The sequence below is a fragment of the Mesorhizobium huakuii genome (genome assembly GCF_030160235.1).
GTDB lineage: Bacteria > Pseudomonadota > Alphaproteobacteria > Rhizobiales > Rhizobiaceae > Mesorhizobium > Mesorhizobium huakuii.
The window spans coordinates 84,380-101,227 of sequence record NZ_BSNY01000037.1 but is presented as its reverse complement, the minus strand read 5'-3'; the positions used below and the strand labels follow the sequence as shown (position 1 = coordinate 101,227).

General features: G+C 62.1%; 17 protein-coding genes, 1 tRNA gene and 1 pseudogene. 9 read left to right on the top strand and 10 right to left on the bottom strand.

Annotated elements, in window-relative coordinates; translation table 11 throughout:
• Positions 1-16: 16 nt before the first annotated feature.
• Entirely contained in the window at positions 17-613 is a 597-nt protein-coding gene (locus QQK95_RS20035) for a cold-shock protein (protein WP_032920553.1), read from the bottom strand.
• A gap of 216 nt (positions 614-829) precedes the next feature.
• Between QQK95_RS20035 and gloA the strand changes: the two genes are divergently transcribed.
• On the top strand, positions 830-1,270 hold the full coding sequence (gene gloA / locus QQK95_RS20030) for a lactoylglutathione lyase (RefSeq protein WP_284275855.1): 441 nt from the start codon (positions 830-832) through the stop codon (positions 1,268-1,270).
• Positions 1,271-1,402: 132 nt separating this feature from the next.
• Positions 1,403-1,696 carry a DUF2218 domain-containing protein gene (locus QQK95_RS20025; RefSeq protein ID WP_284275853.1) on the top strand — a complete coding sequence of 98 codons (294 nt, stop codon included), beginning with the start codon at positions 1,403-1,405 and terminating at the stop codon, positions 1,694-1,696.
• Positions 1,697-1,747: 51 nt separating this feature from the next.
• Here the strand turns inward: QQK95_RS20025 and QQK95_RS20020 are convergent, their stop codons facing one another.
• Positions 1,748-2,305: a DUF1697 domain-containing protein gene (locus QQK95_RS20020; RefSeq protein ID WP_284275851.1), complete on the bottom strand. Its 558-nt coding sequence runs from the start codon at positions 2,303-2,305 to the stop codon at positions 1,748-1,750.
• Positions 2,302-3,558: a threonine ammonia-lyase IlvA gene (ilvA, locus tag QQK95_RS20015; protein WP_284275849.1), complete on the bottom strand. Its 1,257-nt coding sequence runs from the start codon at positions 3,556-3,558 to the stop codon at positions 2,302-2,304. The genes QQK95_RS20020 and ilvA overlap by 4 nt, the downstream gene beginning before the upstream one ends.
• A gap of 430 nt (positions 3,559-3,988) precedes the next feature.
• On the opposite strand from ilvA, the gene QQK95_RS20010 reads away from it, so the two are divergent.
• From QQK95_RS20010 to QQK95_RS19995, 4 genes are all read left to right on the top strand, one after another.
• On the top strand, positions 3,989-5,095 hold the full coding sequence (locus QQK95_RS20010) for an alpha/beta hydrolase (RefSeq protein ID WP_284275847.1): 1,107 nt from the start codon (positions 3,989-3,991) through the stop codon (positions 5,093-5,095).
• Positions 5,096-5,243: 148 nt separating this feature from the next.
• Entirely contained in the window at positions 5,244-6,401 is a 1,158-nt protein-coding gene (locus QQK95_RS20005; protein WP_409371701.1) for an alpha/beta hydrolase, read from the top strand.
• A 551-nt stretch (positions 6,402-6,952) separates the two neighbouring features.
• The gene (locus QQK95_RS20000) at positions 6,953-7,636 is read left to right on the top strand and encodes an SGNH/GDSL hydrolase family protein (RefSeq protein ID WP_284275843.1); all 684 of its coding nucleotides are present in this window, start codon (positions 6,953-6,955) and stop codon (positions 7,634-7,636) included.
• Positions 7,633-8,484, top strand: coding sequence for an NAD(P)H-binding protein (locus QQK95_RS19995; protein WP_284275841.1), 852 nt, complete (start codon positions 7,633-7,635; stop codon positions 8,482-8,484). Before QQK95_RS20000 ends, QQK95_RS19995 begins: the two co-directional genes overlap by 4 nt.
• 17 nt (positions 8,485-8,501) lie before the next feature.
• On the opposite strand, the gene QQK95_RS19990 is transcribed toward QQK95_RS19995, so the two are convergent.
• The 3 genes from QQK95_RS19990 to QQK95_RS19980 all read right to left on the bottom strand — a co-directional run bounded on the left by QQK95_RS19990 (position 8,502) and on the right by QQK95_RS19980 (position 11,446).
• Complete coding sequence (locus tag QQK95_RS19990; protein ID WP_284275839.1) at positions 8,502-9,107, bottom strand: TetR/AcrR family transcriptional regulator; 606 nt, start codon at positions 9,105-9,107, stop codon at positions 8,502-8,504.
• Positions 9,108-9,160: 53 nt separating this feature from the next.
• The gene (gene ade / locus QQK95_RS19985) at positions 9,161-10,978 is read right to left on the bottom strand and encodes an adenine deaminase (RefSeq protein WP_284275838.1); all 1,818 of its coding nucleotides are present in this window, start codon (positions 10,976-10,978) and stop codon (positions 9,161-9,163) included.
• A gap of 81 nt (positions 10,979-11,059) precedes the next feature.
• Positions 11,060-11,446 carry a SecDF P1 head subdomain-containing protein gene (locus QQK95_RS19980; protein ID WP_284275836.1) on the bottom strand — a complete coding sequence of 129 codons (387 nt, stop codon included), beginning with the start codon at positions 11,444-11,446 and terminating at the stop codon, positions 11,060-11,062.
• A gap of 189 nt (positions 11,447-11,635) precedes the next feature.
• Here QQK95_RS19980 and QQK95_RS19975 point away from each other — a divergent pair, with 189 nt between their 5' ends.
• Positions 11,636-12,301, top strand: a complete 666-nt coding sequence (locus QQK95_RS19975) for an outer membrane protein (RefSeq protein ID WP_284275834.1) — start codon at positions 11,636-11,638, stop codon at positions 12,299-12,301.
• A gap of 222 nt (positions 12,302-12,523) precedes the next feature.
• Here QQK95_RS19975 and QQK95_RS19970 read toward each other — a convergent pair whose 3' ends face one another.
• On the bottom strand, positions 12,524-12,964 hold the full coding sequence (locus QQK95_RS19970) for a hypothetical protein (RefSeq protein WP_284275833.1): 441 nt from the start codon (positions 12,962-12,964) through the stop codon (positions 12,524-12,526).
• A 47-nt stretch (positions 12,965-13,011) separates the two neighbouring features.
• Positions 13,012-13,096, bottom strand: a tRNA-Leu gene (locus tag QQK95_RS19965).
• Between the two features lie 418 nt (positions 13,097-13,514).
• Between QQK95_RS19965 and QQK95_RS19960 the strand changes: the two genes are divergently transcribed.
• Positions 13,515-13,808: a hypothetical protein gene (locus QQK95_RS19960; protein WP_284275831.1), complete on the top strand. Its 294-nt coding sequence runs from the start codon at positions 13,515-13,517 to the stop codon at positions 13,806-13,808.
• A gap of 44 nt (positions 13,809-13,852) precedes the next feature.
• Here the strand turns inward: QQK95_RS19960 and QQK95_RS19955 are convergent, their stop codons facing one another.
• Positions 13,853-14,164 carry a hypothetical protein gene (locus tag QQK95_RS19955; RefSeq protein ID WP_284275829.1) on the bottom strand — a complete coding sequence of 104 codons (312 nt, stop codon included), beginning with the start codon at positions 14,162-14,164 and terminating at the stop codon, positions 13,853-13,855.
• Between the two features lie 422 nt (positions 14,165-14,586).
• Here QQK95_RS19955 and QQK95_RS19950 point away from each other — a divergent pair.
• A pseudogene (locus QQK95_RS19950) lies at positions 14,587-16,092 on the top strand (HAL/PAL/TAL family ammonia-lyase).
• A gap of 27 nt (positions 16,093-16,119) precedes the next feature.
• On the opposite strand, the gene QQK95_RS19945 reads toward QQK95_RS19950, so the two are convergent.
• Complete coding sequence (locus QQK95_RS19945) at positions 16,120-16,698, bottom strand: NUDIX domain-containing protein (RefSeq protein ID WP_284275827.1); 579 nt, start codon at positions 16,696-16,698, stop codon at positions 16,120-16,122.
• Positions 16,699-16,848: the final 150 nt, after the last annotated feature.

Sequence of the window (16,848 nt, the reverse complement as noted above, 5' to 3'; positions counted from 1 at the left end):
CTCGGCCGAAATCGTCCTAGTGCGAAACCGGCAAGGTGCCCATATCGGGGTGAATTTCGGCGGCCATAAGGCCTTTGTCACCGCGCCCGAAACGGACAAGCACGACCTGCCCCGGCCGAAGCTCGGTAATGCCATAGCGGCGCAAGGTCTCCATATGGACGAAAATGTCCTCGGTGCCTTCGCCACGCGTCAGGAAGCCGAAGCCCTTGGTGCGGTTGAACCACTTGACCAAGGCGCGTTCGAGGCCGCTCTCCGGCGTCACCGCGACATGGGTGCGCTGCTCCTGCATTTCCGCCGGATGGACGGCTGTGGTGACATCCATGGAAAGCACTCGGAAGGCCTGCAGCCCGCGATCACCCTGCTTGACAAGGCAGACCACGCGTGCGCCCTCCAAGGCAGTCTGGAAACCGTCCCGTCGAAGACATGTCACATGGAGGAGGATATCGCCCGAGACACCGTCATCGGGTAGGATGAACCCATAGCCCTTGGCCACATCGAACCACTTGATGGCGCCGGCAATTTCGGTCAGGTCGGCGGCGTCGCCGCCTTCGTCGCGCTTCAAGGCGTCGCCAAGGGTTCCGGCCCGCCCCGTCAAAGAGGCCTTTTCCCCCATAAGAATGCCCCCTTTGTTCAAGAACACCGCAACTGATTCTTGACACCAGATTAACACCGCGGCTTCCGGTGTGTGCAAGACCTTCCCTGCCTTTTTTCACGGTTCATTGCGGGAATACCGGATTTGTTCTTTGCCGGCATCGCCGGCCGCGAGAGATTGCCCTTTCGCCGGGTCGACCCTATGTTGCGCCGCACCCCAACAGATCGAGGAAAGCTCATGCGCTATCTGCACACCATGGTCCGCGTCGCCGATGTCGATGCCTCGCTCGATTTCTACTGCAACAAGCTCGGGCTGAAGGAGGTCCGACGCTACGAAAACGAGCAGGGCCGCTTCACGCTGATCTTCCTCGCCGCCTCCGAAGACGAGCAAAGCGGCATCAACGACAAGGCGCCTTTGATCGAACTCACCTACAACTGGGATCCGGAAGATTACAAGGGCGGGCGCAATTTCGGCCACCTCGCCTATGAAGTCGATGACATCTACGCCACCTGCCAGCATCTAATGGACAACGGCGTCATCATCAACCGGCCGCCGCGCGACGGCAACATGGCCTTCATCCGCTCGCCGGACGGCATCTCCATCGAGCTTCTGCAGAAGGGCCCGGCGAAAGCCAAGGCCGAACCCTGGGCTTCGATGGCCAACACCGGAAGCTGGTAGCGATCACACCATGTTGAAGGTGGGCGGCCGGGTGATATGCCGGCCGCCTTTGCCGTTTGGCACCACGCCACCTATGTGACCGGTCATCGCGCATGGCCGGCGGGCCGGCGCCCAGACCAGGAGAAGTCATTCATGCCATCCAGCCATGCCGACGTCGCCACCGAACATGCCAGCCGCTATCTGCAGCAGCTGTGCAAGCACTGGGCGCACAAATTCCCCGTCGAGTTCGATCCCTCCCATGGCACGATCGATCTGTCGCTCGGCCGCACCGTCATGGATGCGGACGCGGCAGCGTTGCACATCGTTGTATCAACTGACGAAGCAGGGTTGCTCGAGCGCCTGGAAAGTGTCGTTGCCGACCACATCAAGCGCTTTGCCTTCCGCGAAGAACTGACCTTCGACTGGAAGCTGGCGACGGCAGCGTAGGTGTTTATTTGAGCATGACCTTTTCCGAAAACCGGAACCCGCTTTTCGGGGTCATGCTTTCCCGCCGGCCTGACCGGCCATCTCCAGCAGCGCCAGAACCGAGCGCCAGTTGCGCGCGGTGCCTGGCACCTTCAAAACGCGCGGAACGAGGTTGGCGAAGACTGACTTGCCGAGCCCGTCCGGCGCGCTGAGGTAGAGCACGTCTCCCTTGACCTCGAAGCGCTCGGGGCCGGTGCATTTTTCAGCCAGCCGTGCCACCTCCTCGGTGGTCGGCTCACGCTCCAGCGCGTAGGCGTGGAGCTTGGTGTGGTCGGCGGCCGCTTCCGGATAGGGATTTTCACTCACCAGCCGTTCGAACCACGAGAGATCGCGCACCATGATGCGCGAATGAAAACCCCATTTCTTCTCGAAGGCCGTTTCGATCTGCCTGGTCAGCGCGGCGGCGTCGCCCTTGCCGGCCCGGAACACGACGTTGCCGCTCTGCACATAGGTGGCGACGCCGGAAAAGCCGAGATCCTCAAAGAACGAGCGCAGTTCCGCCATCTTGACGATGCGGTTGCCGCCGACATTGATGCCGGAAAACAGGGCGATGAAGACCTTTGCGCTCATATGATGAACCCTGCCAATGTCTCGTTGTCGGTGATATCCTGATACTGGACGCCCTCGGCCTCGAAGTTTGCCTTCAGCAGGTCGAAATTGCGACGGTCCTTGGTTTCGATGCCGATCAGCACCGAGCCGAAATTGCGCGCCGACTTCTTCAGATATTCGAAGCGGGCAATGTCGTCGTCCGGTCCCAGCATTTCGAGGAAGTCGCGCAGCGCGCCCGGTCGCTGCGGGAAGCGGATGATGAAGTATTTCTTCAGGCCTTCGAAGCGCAGCGCCCGTTCCTTGACATCGGGCAGCCGCTCGAAATCGAAATTGCCGCCTGAAACCACGGCGACAATGGTCTTGCCGCGGATCTCCTTCCTGGCAAAATCCTTCAGCGCGTCGATGGCCAACGCGCCAGCCGGCTCGAGCACGACGCCTTCGACATTGAGCATCTCGATCATGGTCGCGCAGAGCCGGTTTTCCGGGATCAGCCGCACCGTGTCGGCGGCGAACTCCTTGAGATACCGCAGGGGTTCGCGGCCGATCTCGGCCACCGCCGCGCCGTCGACGAAGTTGTCGACCTTGGCGAGCTTCAGCCGCTTTCCGGCCGCCAGGCTGTCATGCAGGCTCGGCGCGCCGGCCGGTTCGCAGAAGACGAAACGCGCCTCGCGGCCCTGATCGGCGAAATAATGGGTGACGCCGGCGGCGAGCCCGCCACCGCCGACCGGCAGCATGATGATGTCGGGCATGCGCGCGCCCGGCATCTGGTCCGCGATCTCATAGGCGACCGTCGCCTGGCCTTCGATAATGTCCTTGTGGTCGAAGGGCGGCACCATGTGGGCGCCGGAGCTTTCGGTGAATTCGAAGGCGGCGCGATAGCAGTCGTCGAAAAAGTCGCCGACAAGCCTGATCTCGACGAAATCACCGCCGAACAGCCTGGTCTTGTCGATCTTCTGCTGCGGCGTCGTCACCGGCATGAACACCACGCCCTTTTTGCCGAAATGGCGGCAGACGAAGGCAAAACCCTGGGCATGATTGCCGGCGGACGCGCAGACGAACAGTTCAGCCTGGTTGCCGGCGGCAAGCGCCTTGCGGAAGAAGTTGAAGGCGCCACGGATCTTGTAGGAGCGCACCGGGCTCAGATCCTCGCGCTTCAGCAGTACCCGCGCTCCGGTTTTCTTCGACAGGTAGTCGTTTTCCTGCAGCGGCGTTTGCGGAAAGATCTGGCGGATCGCGGCGGCAGCGGTGGCGACGCGGGAGGAGAAACTGTTCATCGCAAAGCCACCTTGTGCCGCATGTCCACGCGGACCCCCGTCATCAACCTGGCCGCACAACGTCTGTTTATTGCACGCTGCTCTCTCACAGCCGATCCTGCCTATTGCATATCCGGCCCAGCAACGCCATTGTCCGACCGTTCACAGCTCTCATTAGCCAGAAATCATATAATATTCGCAATCACTTGTACAAATTTGTTCATGCCTTTGTGTCGACTGGCCGCGAAATCGAAGGGACGCGAGTCTTCGCGGCCGTCGTACCCGGCATCCGCCTCGAGCTGGAGGGGGCGGCCCTTTTCCCGGGATCTCTTCCGCCACTTTGGCTTTCGCGCAACAGTAGGATGGCCTTAACCCGGCGCCGACCACATTTCGGCTGGACACGACTTAGTTCTGCCGCACTCTCCCTGTCCGGGAGGTGTCGCGGGGGTAGATGGGCCTTTTGGCCGGAGTGGAAATTTCAGACGTGCCTTTGAAGAAGATCGTTACTGTTTGCCTCGCCTTGCTCGTCGCCGGCTGCGCCGGCCCGCAAACGCAGGAACTGCTTGGCAGCGCCATTGTCGCCGCGCCGGTGACGGACATTGCCGGCAACCACTCGATCTTCATCGCCACGACGCGCAAGAAATCCGACGATCCCAACAAGGTTTTCGACGGCGAGCGCTCGGCGACGCTGAATTATGCCCGCGTCAACGTCACCGTTCCGGGGCTCCACCAGACCGGCCAGATCGAACGGCGCTCGCGCGGCAAGTCGGATGATCCGGCCAAATACTTCATGGCTTCCGAGGTTGTCGGCTACGACACGCAGCCGAAATTCTCCAGCGCGCTCAACGCCGACATCGCGGCGCGCGGCGGCCGCGTGATGGTTTTCGTGCATGGCTACAACACCGGTTTCGACGACGCGGTCTATCGCCTGACCCAGATCGTCCACGATTCCGGCTACCCCGGCACGCCGGTGTTGTTTTCCTGGGCATCGGGCGCCAAGACCACCGACTATGTCTATGACAAGGAAAGCGCCAGCGCCGCACGCGACCAGCTCGAAGTGACATTGCGCATGCTGCAGCAGTCCGGCGCGCGTCGCATCGACATTGTCGCGCATTCGATGGGCACCTGGGTGACCATGGAAACGCTGCGCCAGATGGCAATCAGCGGCGACCGCGATCTCGGCGGCAAGCTCGGCGACGTGGTGCTCGCCTCGCCCGACATCGATGTCGACGTGTTCAAGAGCCAGATGCGCCGCTATGGCAAACCCGACAAGCCGTTCATCCTGCTGTTGTCCGACGACGACCGCGCTCTGAGGCTCTCCGGCCTGATCGCCGGTTCACGGCCACGCGTCGGCGACTACAAGGATGCCGCCGATCTTGCCTCCTATGGCGTGACGGTGGTCGATCTCTCCGAGGTCAAGGGCAGCGACAGCTTCAACCATACGAAATTCGCCGACAATCCGGTGCTGGTGAAGATGATCGGCCAGCGGCTGCGCGAGGATGACGGCTTTGCCAGTGACCGGGACGTGACGGACCGCATCAGCCTGCTCGGACAGTAGATGCAGCGTCGCGGATTTCGCCGTGCCTGTTCACCATTCAAGAGGTATCGGGCCACTTTGAACTGGACCGCGCCGATCTCTGGCTCTATCGGAATAGCGGCGACGTCATGCTTTTGACGTCCCCCGTTACGGGAGCCGGCGCTTGAACTTGCGCGTGAACAGTTTCGTCGTCGCGTTGGCACTCGCCGTTGCCGGCTGCGCCGGCCAGAACACGCACGACCTGCTCAACAAGACGACGGTCTCGGTCCCCGCTTCCGACATCGCGGCCACGCACGAAATTTTCGTCGCCACCACCCGCCAGCAGGCGACCAAGGATCCGCGGCAGGTGTTCGACGGCGATCGCTCGTTGACCACCAGCTACGCCCGTGTCGACGTCACCGTGCCGAAGGTCCACCAGGTCGGCGCCATCGAGCGAGCCAAGGGTTCGGCCAACTCGAACCCGGCCAAGCAATTCACCGCCACCAATGTCGTCCACTATGGCGACGCCCCGCAATTCGCCAAGGCGGTCGGCGCCGACATCGCCATGCGCGGCGATCGCGCACTGGTCTTCGTGCACGGGTTCAACAACGGCTTCGACGACGGCATCTACCGGCTGACGCAGATCGCCCACGATACGAAATATCCCGGCACGCCGGTGCTGTTCTCCTGGGCGTCGAGCGCCAAGACGACGGGCTATATCTACGACAAGGACAGCGCCAACGCTGCCCGCGACGATCTCGAGGCGACGCTCAGAATGCTCGCCAAGACGCGGGTCAAGAGCATCGACATCATCGCCCATTCGATGGGAACCTGGCTGACCATGGAAGCGCTACGCCAGCTCGCCATCACCGGCGACCGCGATCTCGGCGGCAAGCTCGGCTATGTCGTCCTGGCTTCGCCCGACATTGATGTCGACGTGTTCAAGAAGCAGATGATGCGGTACGGCAAGCCGGACAAGCCGTTTGCAGTGCTGCTTTCAAGCGATGACCGGGCGCTCAAATTGTCTTCGCTTATCTCCGGCGACAAGCCGCGTGTCGGCGACTATGGCAATGCGGCCGACCTCGCCAGCTATGGCGTCTCCGTGGTCGACCTGACCAAGATCAAGGGCGGCGACGGTGGCCTCAACCACGCGAAATTCGCCGACAATCCGATCTTGGTGCAGTTGCTCGGCGACCGGCTGCGCACCCCTGCCGGCCTGGCCTCGGACGAACCCGATACGGCACAGCTCAACAATCTCGGCCAGGGCCTCGGCAAGGCCGTCGGTTCGGTCGCCGAGGTCGTCATCACCACGCCGTTCAAGGTGCTGACCATCGTCACCGGCGGGTGAGCACTAACGCGTGCGAGGGCTGCTTCCGAGAACCGGAACAGAACGTGCTTGGTCGCCCGTGAAATATCCTGAACGGCTCGGTTTTCCGGGCGATTGAACTGCTCGGCAAGTATTTGCTTTGCAGGAACGTCGGCTTGTTTGGCTTGATTTCTTTCAAAATTGAATGGCGGCTTTGGGCGTGCCCCCCTCCCTCATTCGCCGCGAACGAGGATGCGGACTCTCTGCACCGAACGTGAAAGGCCTTCCCAGATGGCCCTTGAACCTGACGAAGATCCTGGGGTTCGCGAGATTTCGGAGCAATTACAATAATTTAATGACCTGCAAACGCGAGTAGCGACGTTCCCGAGGTGCGACTACTTCTTTCGCGTTCTGCAAAACGCATCCAACTGTGAGGTCAAACCCATGTCGGACGAGCAAGTGCGCTGGCTTTTGAAGGTCATCCAGCCCGAGGGGACCTTGGCCTCCTCCCCGAAGGCGCCGGCCTAAGCCGGGAAGCTCATGCCCGGCTCCTCGGCCTGCCCGTTGAGATCTACGCGACCGAACTCGACCGCATGCAAAAGGAGGCCTCGGAAGCAGCAGGCGCGTTGCTTGCTGACCCGGCCGTGGCATCGATGGTCGACCGCCTTCCCCTGCGTAAAGGCGACAAGGTAGTGGCGTTCGGCGACAGCTTGACGTCCGATCCCCAATCTTGGGCGGTCGTCCTTAGGGAAATGCTGGCGAGGCGCCGCGGTATCGACGGGATTTCTTTGACCATCAGCGCAGTCGCAGGCGAGACGACCACGCACGGTCTCGTGCGGGTCGCAAATGTCATCAATTCCCGGCCCGACTGGATACTCTTCCTCTTCGGTACGAATGACGCCCGCACGCAAGGCCCGCACCCCACGAAGACGCTCGTCCATCATGAGGAGACCGCGCGCAACATCGCCGAGTTGCGCGAGCGCGTTTCCGCGGAGACCACGGCAAACTGCGTCTGGATTACTCCGCCTGCGGTCAATGAAGCGCAGGTAGCGGCCCATCGGGGGCTGGCCAGGTTCGGGGTTCGGTTCCGCAACGAAGACTTGGCGCGAGTCGCCAAGATCGTCCGCGAGGGCGACGGGCCGGTTGTCGACGCCTTCTCAATGCTGGGGAGTCCGCCTCATCCCGACCTGCTCATGGACGACGGTCTACATTTCACTCTGGCGGGCCAGAAGCGAATGGCATTCGAGGTAGTCCGCGGCTGGAGCAAGCTCCAGTGAAACATCTCATCATCGGCGCCACGGGAAACATCGGCTCTCGGGTAACCCAGCGCCTCGTTGATTCTGGGGCACGCCCGTCCGTTTTCGTGCGCAGCGCGAATAAGGCCAGAGCCCTTTTCGGTGACCATGTCGATATCCATACCGGAGACCTCGAAAAGCCAAGCTCCTCGCTAACCAATGCGCTGGCTGGGGTCGACGGCATATTCCTCCTGACTGATGGATCGGATCTCGAGAAGCGAGATCGCGCGGTCTCCTTCGCTGCCCGCCACGCAGGCGTCCGACACGTCGTCAAGCTGTCCACCTTGGACGTGCGAACCGGGATTGGCACCGGTCCATGGCATGCGCGCGGCGAGGATGCCATTCGGGGAAGCGGGGTGGCGTTCACGTTCATTCAGGCGGCCGGATTCATGTCCAACGCGCTCGGTTGGTCGGAATCCATCCGCCGAGAGGGCGTGCTGCGCTCGTCCACGGGTTGGGGCAAGATCGCATTCATCCATCCAGACGACATCGCTGCCGTCGCCACGGCGGCCCTGACCACACGCGATCACGACGGCCAGGCATTGGTGATCACCGGCCGTAAGGCGCTGTCCTATGGGGAGATGGCGGCCACGATAGGCCGGGCCATCGGCAAGCCCGTCGGCTTCGAGGAAATATCCGACCGGCAGGCGTACACCGACGCCGTCGAATGGGCCGGGAAAGGCCCCTACGTCGATGCCCTAGTGGACATCTGGCGCGCGGTGCGCGAGGGTCGACTTGACACGGTGACGGACGGGGTAAAACGAGTAACTGGGCGAGAACCAATCGCGTTCGCTCAGTGGGCTGCCGAGAACGCCGCGTCGTTTCAGTAGTGTTTCGGTGCGGTGCCCTAAAAAGACTTCACATAGACCTGTACGGTACGGATCGCCTCGTTCCTGACGACATCACGCGAGAGCGCGCGCACCTGGTGGACCGCTCCGTGCACGAGGGATTCCACCATGCGTGGAAGGACAAAAAGCATTCGCTCCGTCTCGTCGAGGCTATATCGCTTTTGGTCGGCGCGTGACAGCACTCGCCCAAACGTGTGATGCAGCGCGTTCCTGAAGCCAAGAGCGCCTTCCGGAACGGCGGACGAAACAATGTCGTGCAGTTCCGCGGCATCCACGTGCACGTTCACCAGACCTCGGACGAGTTCGCCCGTGAATTCCTGCAGCGGAGCGGCGGCGTAGGCAGCCGTCGTCTGCCCGATGACCTGCCGTACATCGTCGACGTGTCGGTCATGAAGGGCGGTGAAGATTGCGCACTTGTCGGGGAAGTACTGATAAAGCGACCCGACGCTGACGCCAGCTACCTCCGCGATGCGATTCGTGGTGATGGCCTGGGTCCCGTGACGCTTCACCACAAGTTGGACCGCCTCGAGCACGCAGTCCACGGTCTGCCGCGAGCGTTGCTGCTTCGGCTCGCGCCGCGCAAAGGTTCTTTTGGTCGTGGTCATGCTGCCTCACCGTATGCAGTTCGCAGGCCGACATCACCTGAATATCGACATATCTAGACGAACAGATCGACCTTCTGGAACGTCGTCACGTCGATCAGCCCGACGTCGGAAATCCTCAACTCCGGAATGACCACCAGCGCCAGCAGCGAGTGCTGCATGTAGGCGTTGTTCAGGGAGCACCCCATCTTGCGCATCGCCTCGGTCAGTTTCTCCGCCTTGGCGGCGACGATCTCGGCGCGCTCGTCCGACATCAGGCCGGCGATCGGCATTTCGACCAGCGCCAGTTCCTTGCCCTTGGAGAACAGCACGACGCCGCCGCCGACCTCGCCCAGCCGGTTGACCGCCAGCGCCATGTCCTGCTTGTTGGTGCCGACGCAGATGATGTGGTGGGCGTCATGCGCCACGCTCGAGGCCATGGCGCAATCACCCATATAGCCGAAGCCGGAGACGAAGGCGTTGGTGACGCCGCCCGTGCCCCGGTGCCGTTCGACCAGCGCGATCTGGCAGACGTCGTTGCGGCGGTCCATGGCGACCAGCCCGTCCTCGACCGGCAGATCGGCCTCCAGCGCCCGTGTCGGCGCCTGGTTCTCGATGACGCCGATGACACGCACCCTCACCTCGTTGGCGCCCTTGGGAGCCATGATGTCGAAATCGCCAGCCCTGAGCTTCTTGCCCAACTTGACGGTATTCTTCGCCGTCTTCGGGTAGTCATAGGCTGGAATGTCGATATCGAGCTTGCCGCCCTTGGCCAGCCTGACGCCGCGCGCATAGACCTCGTCGATGGTCATTGCAGCGAGGTCGGAGACGATCAGCAGGTCGCCCAACCGTCCCGGCGCGATCGACCCGATCTCGCGCTCCAGCCTGAAGTGCTGTGCGGTGTTGATCGTCGCCATCTGGATCGCCGTCACCGGCTTCAGCCCCTGTTGGATGGCATGGCGCACCACCCGGTCCATGTGGCCTTCATGCACCAGCGTGCCGGAATGGCTGTCGTCGGTGCAAAGGATGAAGTTGCGCGGATCGATGCCGCCTTCGGTCACCGCCTTGATCTGCGAGGCCACGTCGTACCAGGCCGAGCCCAGCCGCAGCATCGCCTTCATGCCCTGACGGACACGGGCGATGGCATCCTCGGCGCGCGTGCCTTCGTGATCGTCCTCGGGTCCGCCGGCGACATAGCCGTGGAACGGCAGGCCAAGGTCGCGCGAGGCATAGTGGCCGCCAACCGTCTTGCCAGCACGAACCGTCGCCGCGATCTCGCCCGACATGACGGGATCATTGGCGGCGACGCCGGGAAAATTCATCACCTCGCCGAGCCCGATGATGTTTTCCCAGGTCATGGCTTCGGCGACGTCGGCGACCGTCAGTTCGGCACCGGCATGTTCCAGCCCAGGCGCCGACGGCACGCAGGACGGCATCTGCACATGCACGTTGATGGGCATCGCCACCGCCTCGTCATGCATCAGCCGTACGCCCGGCAAGCCCAGCACATTGGCGATCTCGTGCGGATCGATGAACATCGACGTGGTGCCGTGCGGGATGACGGCGCGGCAGAACTCGGTCACCGTCACCATGCCGCTTTCGACATGCATGTGCGCGTCGCAGAGGCCCGGCACCAGATAGCGCCCACCGGCGTCAACCACCTTGGTACCCTGGCCGATGGCGTGGCTGGCATTCGGTCCACAATAGGCGAAGCGGCCACCGGCAATGGCGATGTCGGTGCCGGCGATGATCTCGCCGGAGTGAACGTTCACCCAGCGGCCGTTGCGGATGACGAGATCGGCGGGCTTGCGGCCCATGGCGACGTCGACCAGATGCGTCGCCATCTCGGTCCAGGGTTTTGGTTTCGTCGCATGCGCCGCCGGCTTCTTTGCCATGAAGGAACTCCTGTTTGCGCGACTGTGCCAAGCCTGCCTGGTTTTGACCAGCGCCAAACAGCGGACAGGCCTATCCAGCCTTCACAAAGGCTGATCAGCCTTGACCCCGACCGTGACTTTCGCACCGCCGGCCGAAATCCGCTCCGCGAGGCGCTGGAGTTCGCCGGCGGTGAAGGCGCCGGAGAGCGTCACTTCGCCGCCGAGAATGGGTTCGACCAGGCGCGGCGACGCCACCACGGCACCGTCGACGCTGAGATCGACCACCTTCCCGACATTCGCCCTGGTGAAGTCGGCGAACGCCCTTGCACTGTCCGGTGTCATCTTGAGGTCGAGTGCCCGCTGTCCCGACGCTTGATCGGATACGATTGCGGCCTTGGCGATGGCGAGCGTCAATGGCTCGGCCATGGCGAGATCACAGGCGAACAGTATGATGGCTGTTCCAGCGATGAGACGAGCCAGGCTGTCCATCAGGATTTTTCCCTGCAAGACGAGCATTTTGCACGCGGACATTTTCCCGGCAATGCCGGCTGCCCTCGGCCGCAGCCGGCGGTTATGCGAGCAGCATATGGCTGCAACCAGAAATAGGATTCCGTTTCGTCGCAAATCGGTCTACGTTGATTGCCAAGACTTTTCCGACTCTTCGTCTGGGGAGTTCGAATGTATCGCCTTGTCGTCGCAAGTGCCGGCCTTCTTGCCGTCCTGTCGATGCCGGCTTTCGCAGCCGACCCGACGGTCGACGTGCCGATGACCGCGCCCGGCTTCGACTGGACCGGATACTACGCCGGCCTGCAGGCGGGCTATGGCTGGGGCCAGTCCGACATCTCAGGAACGGAAGGCGGGCCGTTTTCCGTCTCGCCGGACATAAACGGCGGTTTCGTCGGCGGGCATGTCGCCGGGCTGTGGCAGTTCGACCAGGCGGTGATCGGCGCCGAGGCCGACCTCAACTATTCCTCGGTCAACGGCACGGTGGAAGCGGAACCCGGAAACAATTTCGGTGCCGACATCAAATGGTTCGGATCGGTCAACGCCAAGGCCGGATATGCGATGGATCGTGTGCTGGTCTACGGCATAGGCGGCGTCGCCTTCGCCGGGATCGAAACCTCGCAGTCAGCAGGCTCCGCCTTCTCCGAGACACGCACGAATGTCGGCTGGACCCTGGGCGCCGGCGTCGACTACGCGCTGACCGACAAGTTCGTCGTCGGCGCGCAGTATCGCTATTACGATTTCGGCTCCGAGCATTATGACGGATCCACCGACTTCGTCGGCCGCGACCAGGATACCAAGCTGAACACCGTCGGCGTCAATCTCAGCTACAAATTCTGAGCCTTGCCAGCACCGCTCGGCGAGCGACGGCTGTGGCGTAATCCGCGATTTCGACAACAGGGGCGGCCGGCGCCCCCAGTGGGCGGGGGAATGGGTTGGGCCTGGTAGACGCCGGCCTCGGCGGATCAAGTCCGCCGTGCAAACACCCTACGCATTGCGCGCGCCGCGCTAAATTCCGCGATCACACCAGTATCGCCACGCCACCTCCTCTGGGGTGCGTGTTCAGACGGCTTGCTCTTCGGCCGCTTCGTTTTCGATGGCCACGCGCTGAACCACCTCGGGGGACACATGCATGATGGTAATATCGAAAGCCCGATAAGCCTCATCTGGCGCAATGCCGCGTTCGATTTCCACCTTCGTCATGCCGTCCTTCAGGTGCTCGTTGCGCAGTTTGGTCAGGATTGATCCAAGCCCGTGGTGATGGCCGAAACTCGGCGCAATATACTCGCCTGAGGGCGTCCAGCCGCCGAAGTGCGTCGCAACATGCACATCGTGGAGTTCCTCCGGATCAGACGCGCTAATCCTGACTAGCTCTTCGATGAGGTCCTCAATTGCCGCTTTGGTCATGTATGCGGTTACGCCCATGACATCCAATCGCAGTGCCAGGCTGTGCGGTCCGGCCGACACCTTTTTCGCGGGTTTTTTCGTTGGTCGCCTAGCCATGCCTAACTTGCCTCCATGCCGTGATGCGTTCGATCCTATGGGAAGCATGGTGCGGGCGGCGGGACTTGAACCCGCATGGCCGAAGCCTCCGGATTTTAAGTCCGGTGTGTATACCAATTTCACCACGCCCGCAGAGCCCGCACATGTACGCGTGGTGTGGGATTTTGCAAAGAGCAAGGGAGCAGGCTCGCACACTTGATTGTGTGGGAAACATCGTGGGGATTTCCCACGCATGTGGGAGAAAACCGGACTTCACCATCAGCTCGAAGTCCCGGTTTTTCAGGCTGTTGAGTCCGAAGTACCGCAGAAAAAGGGACTTAAAACCCCTCGATCTCTGATCGTACGGGTTCGATTCCCGTCGTCCGCAGCAGATTGAGATCAAAGCAGAGTTTAGCCGATTGGCATGGGCGGCTAGCCATGGCGAGGTTTGACAGTGTGGCCGCAAGGCAGCCGTATCGAGAACGGCTATCCCATTCGATTTTTGAGCAAAGGCGAAACAAAGGATGCATTTCCACGTTGAGCCTCGTCAAAACGAGGGAGATTTTTGAAAATGGATCCGGCGACTGCGGCAGTGATGGTTTTGCTCCAGTGCGGCCCGGTTGAGGGTTCTGTCTGCAAACCCATCGATATGGGGCCGACCACGTATGCGTCGCTCGACTCATGCATGGCTTCGCTGAAGGACAGGCTGGCAAGCGCTCCGAACGGCGAAACCGTTGGGCGGTGTCGTCTCGTTGATGCGACCGTCACAGATGGCTTGCCGCTCGGCTATACAAAGGTTCTTGTAACGCGCGGCCTCGGCGCCGACGCCGTCACGAGCAGCTACATCGTACAGCACGAGCCTTAGCCGCCTCGTTCCCGTAGCCCCAAGGTGGCGTTCTTGCCTGTTTGCTAGATGCGCGTGGTGACATGCTCTTGGCCGCCCGAAGGTAGTACCGGCGACCGCTGATCGGCGCTTCGCTCATGGTCCGGCCCAGAGCCCATTTCAATGATTCCGACCAGCGCGCGAACAAACTCGACCATATCGTTCGCCGTGATGGCTGCCTGATCGGGATCTTGCCCAATGTGCTCGGCGGCCGCGCAACATGACAGGCGGATGCGATCGTAGTGGGAATCCCTTTCATCCTCCGGCAACATCGCCAATTTCATGGCTCGGCGATGAATCAGCCGGAGCAATTGTTCGAGAGCGGTTCCGACACTCATGCGTTTTGCTCCGCATTGGTCAAGCGTTCCGGCGCTCCAGGGCGCGTGTTGGAACGTCGATGGTATTTCCCTCCCGTGCCAAGGCTGCATTATAGCCATTAATATATTGTTTATTGCTAATATATGATCCCTAGAGGCGTCTTTGGGCTCCATCGGATGGTAGCGGCCTCGGCGCCAAGGCCTGAGGCGGAGCTTAGGTCACTCTCGGACGTGACTTCAAACGGGGCGCCGGATTTCGAGCATCGGATCGCAGCCGGCATGTCTTTTGTTGCCGGCGACGTCGCTACAGTCGCATCACCCGGCAATTCCATCGCCATTATGCCCGCGGTTGGGCGGTACGGTGCCGAAGCAGCGGTTCTCACGCCGCCTTTCGAGTGAGCCAACAGCGCCTGCGCATTCGCAAAGCTATTTCGGAACGGGCAATGACAATAACGATAGATGGAACCGCCAGCTGGCGCGATATCGCGCGGGTGAGCGAAGGCGAATCCCTGGCGCTTAGCCAGGCAGCGTGGGAGAGGATCGCTTTTGCGCACCAGATCGTGGCGGCCATCGTGGAAAAAGGCATCCGCGCCTATGGCGTCAACACCGGTGTCGGCGCCTTGGCAAGCAAGGTCGTGGCGCCTGCCCTGCAAAAGAAGTTGTCGCGAAACATCATTCGCAGCCACGCCTGCGGCGTCGGTGACCTGGTGCCGAGACGCGGCGTGCGCGCCATCATTGCTGCCCAAGTGGCAAATTTCGCGCATGGCCACTCGGGCGTGAGCCCTGCGATCGTCAGCAACTTGCTAACCTTTATCGAGCGCGACTGCGTTCCCGACGTACCGTCCCGGGGATCGGCAGGCTATTTGACGCACAACGCGCATGTGGCACTGGTCCTGATCGGCGAAGGCAGAGCAACCGTGGCGGGTCGCCCGATGAGCGGGCTCGAGGCCCTGGCCGAAATGGGTCTGGAGCCATTGGAGCTTGGCGCCAAGGAAGGCTTGAGCCTCGTCAATGGCACCGCGTGCGCAACCGGCCTGACAAGCATCGCCGTGCTGCGCGCGCAGCGTTTGTTGGGGTGGGCCGACGCCGCGGCGGCTTTGACGCTTGAAGCCGCGGGCGCGCAAATGCCGGCCTTTGGCGAACAAATCCTGGCGATGAGGCCCTCACCCGGCATTCAGGACGTGGGCAGATCACTGCGCGGCTGGCTCCATGGCAGCGAGCTTATCGCGCTGGCCCATGGCAGTCGCACGCAGGACGCGCTCAGCCTTCGCGCCGTGCCGCATGTTCATGGCGCCGCCCGGGAGGTGCTGGACCGGTCCGCCGCGCTGGTCGACCGCGAACTGGCTGCCGTCACCGACAATCCCGCGGTATTCGGGTCTCTGAACGATCCTCAGGTTGTTTCAGAGGCGCATGCGGTGGCGCCCGCTCTCGGGCAGGCCGCCGACGGCCTGACCATCGCCTTGGCTCAGGTTGCCGGAATGAGCGAGCGTCGGATCGATCGTCTCGTCAATCCGCTTGTCAACAATTTGCCGGCCTTCCTTGCCGACGAGGACGGAGCCAATTCCGGCTTCATGATCGCCCAGTACACGGCCACGTCGCTCAGCAACGTCAATCGGCGTCTGGCCGCCCCGGCGGCGACCGACGGCGGCGTCACATCCGGATTGCAAGAGGATTTCCTGGCGCATCCAACCGTCGCGGCCAACAAGCTGCTGGCGGTCATCGACAACGCGGAATACATCCTGGCCATCGAACTCATGGCGGCCGCACAGGCCCATGATTTTCTGGCAGCGCGCGGTGCACGCGCGCGGGGTACCGACGCCATCTACCAAATGGTGCGTGACAATATCGCGCACTAGTCCGACGATCGGCCGCTTTCCGGGGACATGGAGACATTGCGCAACTTCATCCGTGAAATGGACGTGCCGGCATGTCCGCAGCCTGATGTGTGAGCCGCTTGCCCGCTGAGCCTCGTGGTCTCAAGCCTTCATCGGGTTCAGCTTCAAATGCTGGATCAAAATAATCGTCTTGGCATCGACGATGCGGCCGTCGGCGATGCCGGCCAGCGCTTCGTCGAGCGGCATTTCCAGGACCTCGATGTCCTCGCCTTCTTCCGGGGCGCCGCCGCCGGCCGAGATGCGGTCGGCGGGCGAATAGCGGGCGATGAAGAACCACAGCCGCTCGGTGACACTGCCCGGGCTCATGTAAGGCGAAAACAGCCGCTCAATCTTGTCCAGCCGGTAGCCGAGTTCCTCCTCGGCTTCCTTGCGGATGGCGGTCTCCGGATCGTTTTCGTCGAGCAGCCCGGCACAGGCCTCGATCAGCGGTTCGCGGTGGCCGGTGACATAGGCGGGATAGCGGAACTGGCGCACCAGAAGCACCGTCGAACGCTGGGGGTCGTAGGGCAGGATCACCGCGCCGTCGCCGCGATCATAGGTCTGGCGGATCTGCGTCTCCCACTGGCCGTCGCGCCGGCGATAGTCGAGCACGGTCTTCTTCAGCACCGCCCAGTCGTCGGAAAGAACCTCTTCCGAACGGATACGAATACGATCTTCCATTGGATACCTCGGTATTTGCAGCGGGGCGCAGGCGTAGCCGCGAACCGGCGCCGACGCAATTGGGGCAGCGATTGGTCCAGCGTTTCACTCTCTCGTGTGTGGTATGCAACATATCCGTCGCCTAAATAGCGTTCCCTCTCCCGGAGCTCA

What these genes read in the sequence shown, in the direction of transcription:
- QQK95_RS20020 (WP_284275851.1), bottom strand. Translation starts at nt 2,305, where the DNA reads ATGAGCGCAAAGGTCTTCATCGCCCTGTTTTCCGGCATCAATGTCGGC.
- QQK95_RS19955 (WP_284275829.1), bottom strand. Translation starts at nt 14,164, where the DNA reads ATGAGTGTCGGAACCGCTCTCGAACAATTGCTCCGGCTGATTCATCGC.
- ilvA (WP_284275849.1), bottom strand. Translation starts at nt 3,558, where the DNA reads ATGAACAGTTTCTCCTCCCGCGTCGCCACCGCTGCCGCCGCGATCCGC.
- QQK95_RS19970 (WP_284275833.1), bottom strand. Translation starts at nt 12,964, where the DNA reads ATGGCTAGGCGACCAACGAAAAAACCCGCGAAAAAGGTGTCGGCCGGA.
- QQK95_RS19960 (WP_284275831.1), top strand. Translation starts at nt 13,515, where the DNA reads ATGGATCCGGCGACTGCGGCAGTGATGGTTTTGCTCCAGTGCGGCCCG.
- QQK95_RS20000 (WP_284275843.1), top strand. Translation starts at nt 6,953, where the DNA reads ATGCAAAAGGAGGCCTCGGAAGCAGCAGGCGCGTTGCTTGCTGACCCG.
- QQK95_RS19975 (WP_284275834.1), top strand. Translation starts at nt 11,636, where the DNA reads ATGTATCGCCTTGTCGTCGCAAGTGCCGGCCTTCTTGCCGTCCTGTCG.
- QQK95_RS20010 (WP_284275847.1), top strand. Translation starts at nt 3,989, where the DNA reads ATGGGCCTTTTGGCCGGAGTGGAAATTTCAGACGTGCCTTTGAAGAAG.
- QQK95_RS19980 (WP_284275836.1), bottom strand. Translation starts at nt 11,446, where the DNA reads ATGGACAGCCTGGCTCGTCTCATCGCTGGAACAGCCATCATACTGTTC.
- gloA (WP_284275855.1), top strand. Translation starts at nt 830, where the DNA reads ATGCGCTATCTGCACACCATGGTCCGCGTCGCCGATGTCGATGCCTCG.
- QQK95_RS19990 (WP_284275839.1), bottom strand. Translation starts at nt 9,107, where the DNA reads ATGACCACGACCAAAAGAACCTTTGCGCGGCGCGAGCCGAAGCAGCAA.
- QQK95_RS20025 (WP_284275853.1), top strand. Translation starts at nt 1,403, where the DNA reads ATGCCATCCAGCCATGCCGACGTCGCCACCGAACATGCCAGCCGCTAT.
- QQK95_RS19945 (WP_284275827.1), bottom strand. Translation starts at nt 16,698, where the DNA reads ATGGAAGATCGTATTCGTATCCGTTCGGAAGAGGTTCTTTCCGACGAC.
- ade (WP_284275838.1), bottom strand. Translation starts at nt 10,978, where the DNA reads ATGGCAAAGAAGCCGGCGGCGCATGCGACGAAACCAAAACCCTGGACC.
- QQK95_RS20035 (WP_032920553.1), bottom strand. Translation starts at nt 613, where the DNA reads ATGGGGGAAAAGGCCTCTTTGACGGGGCGGGCCGGAACCCTTGGCGAC.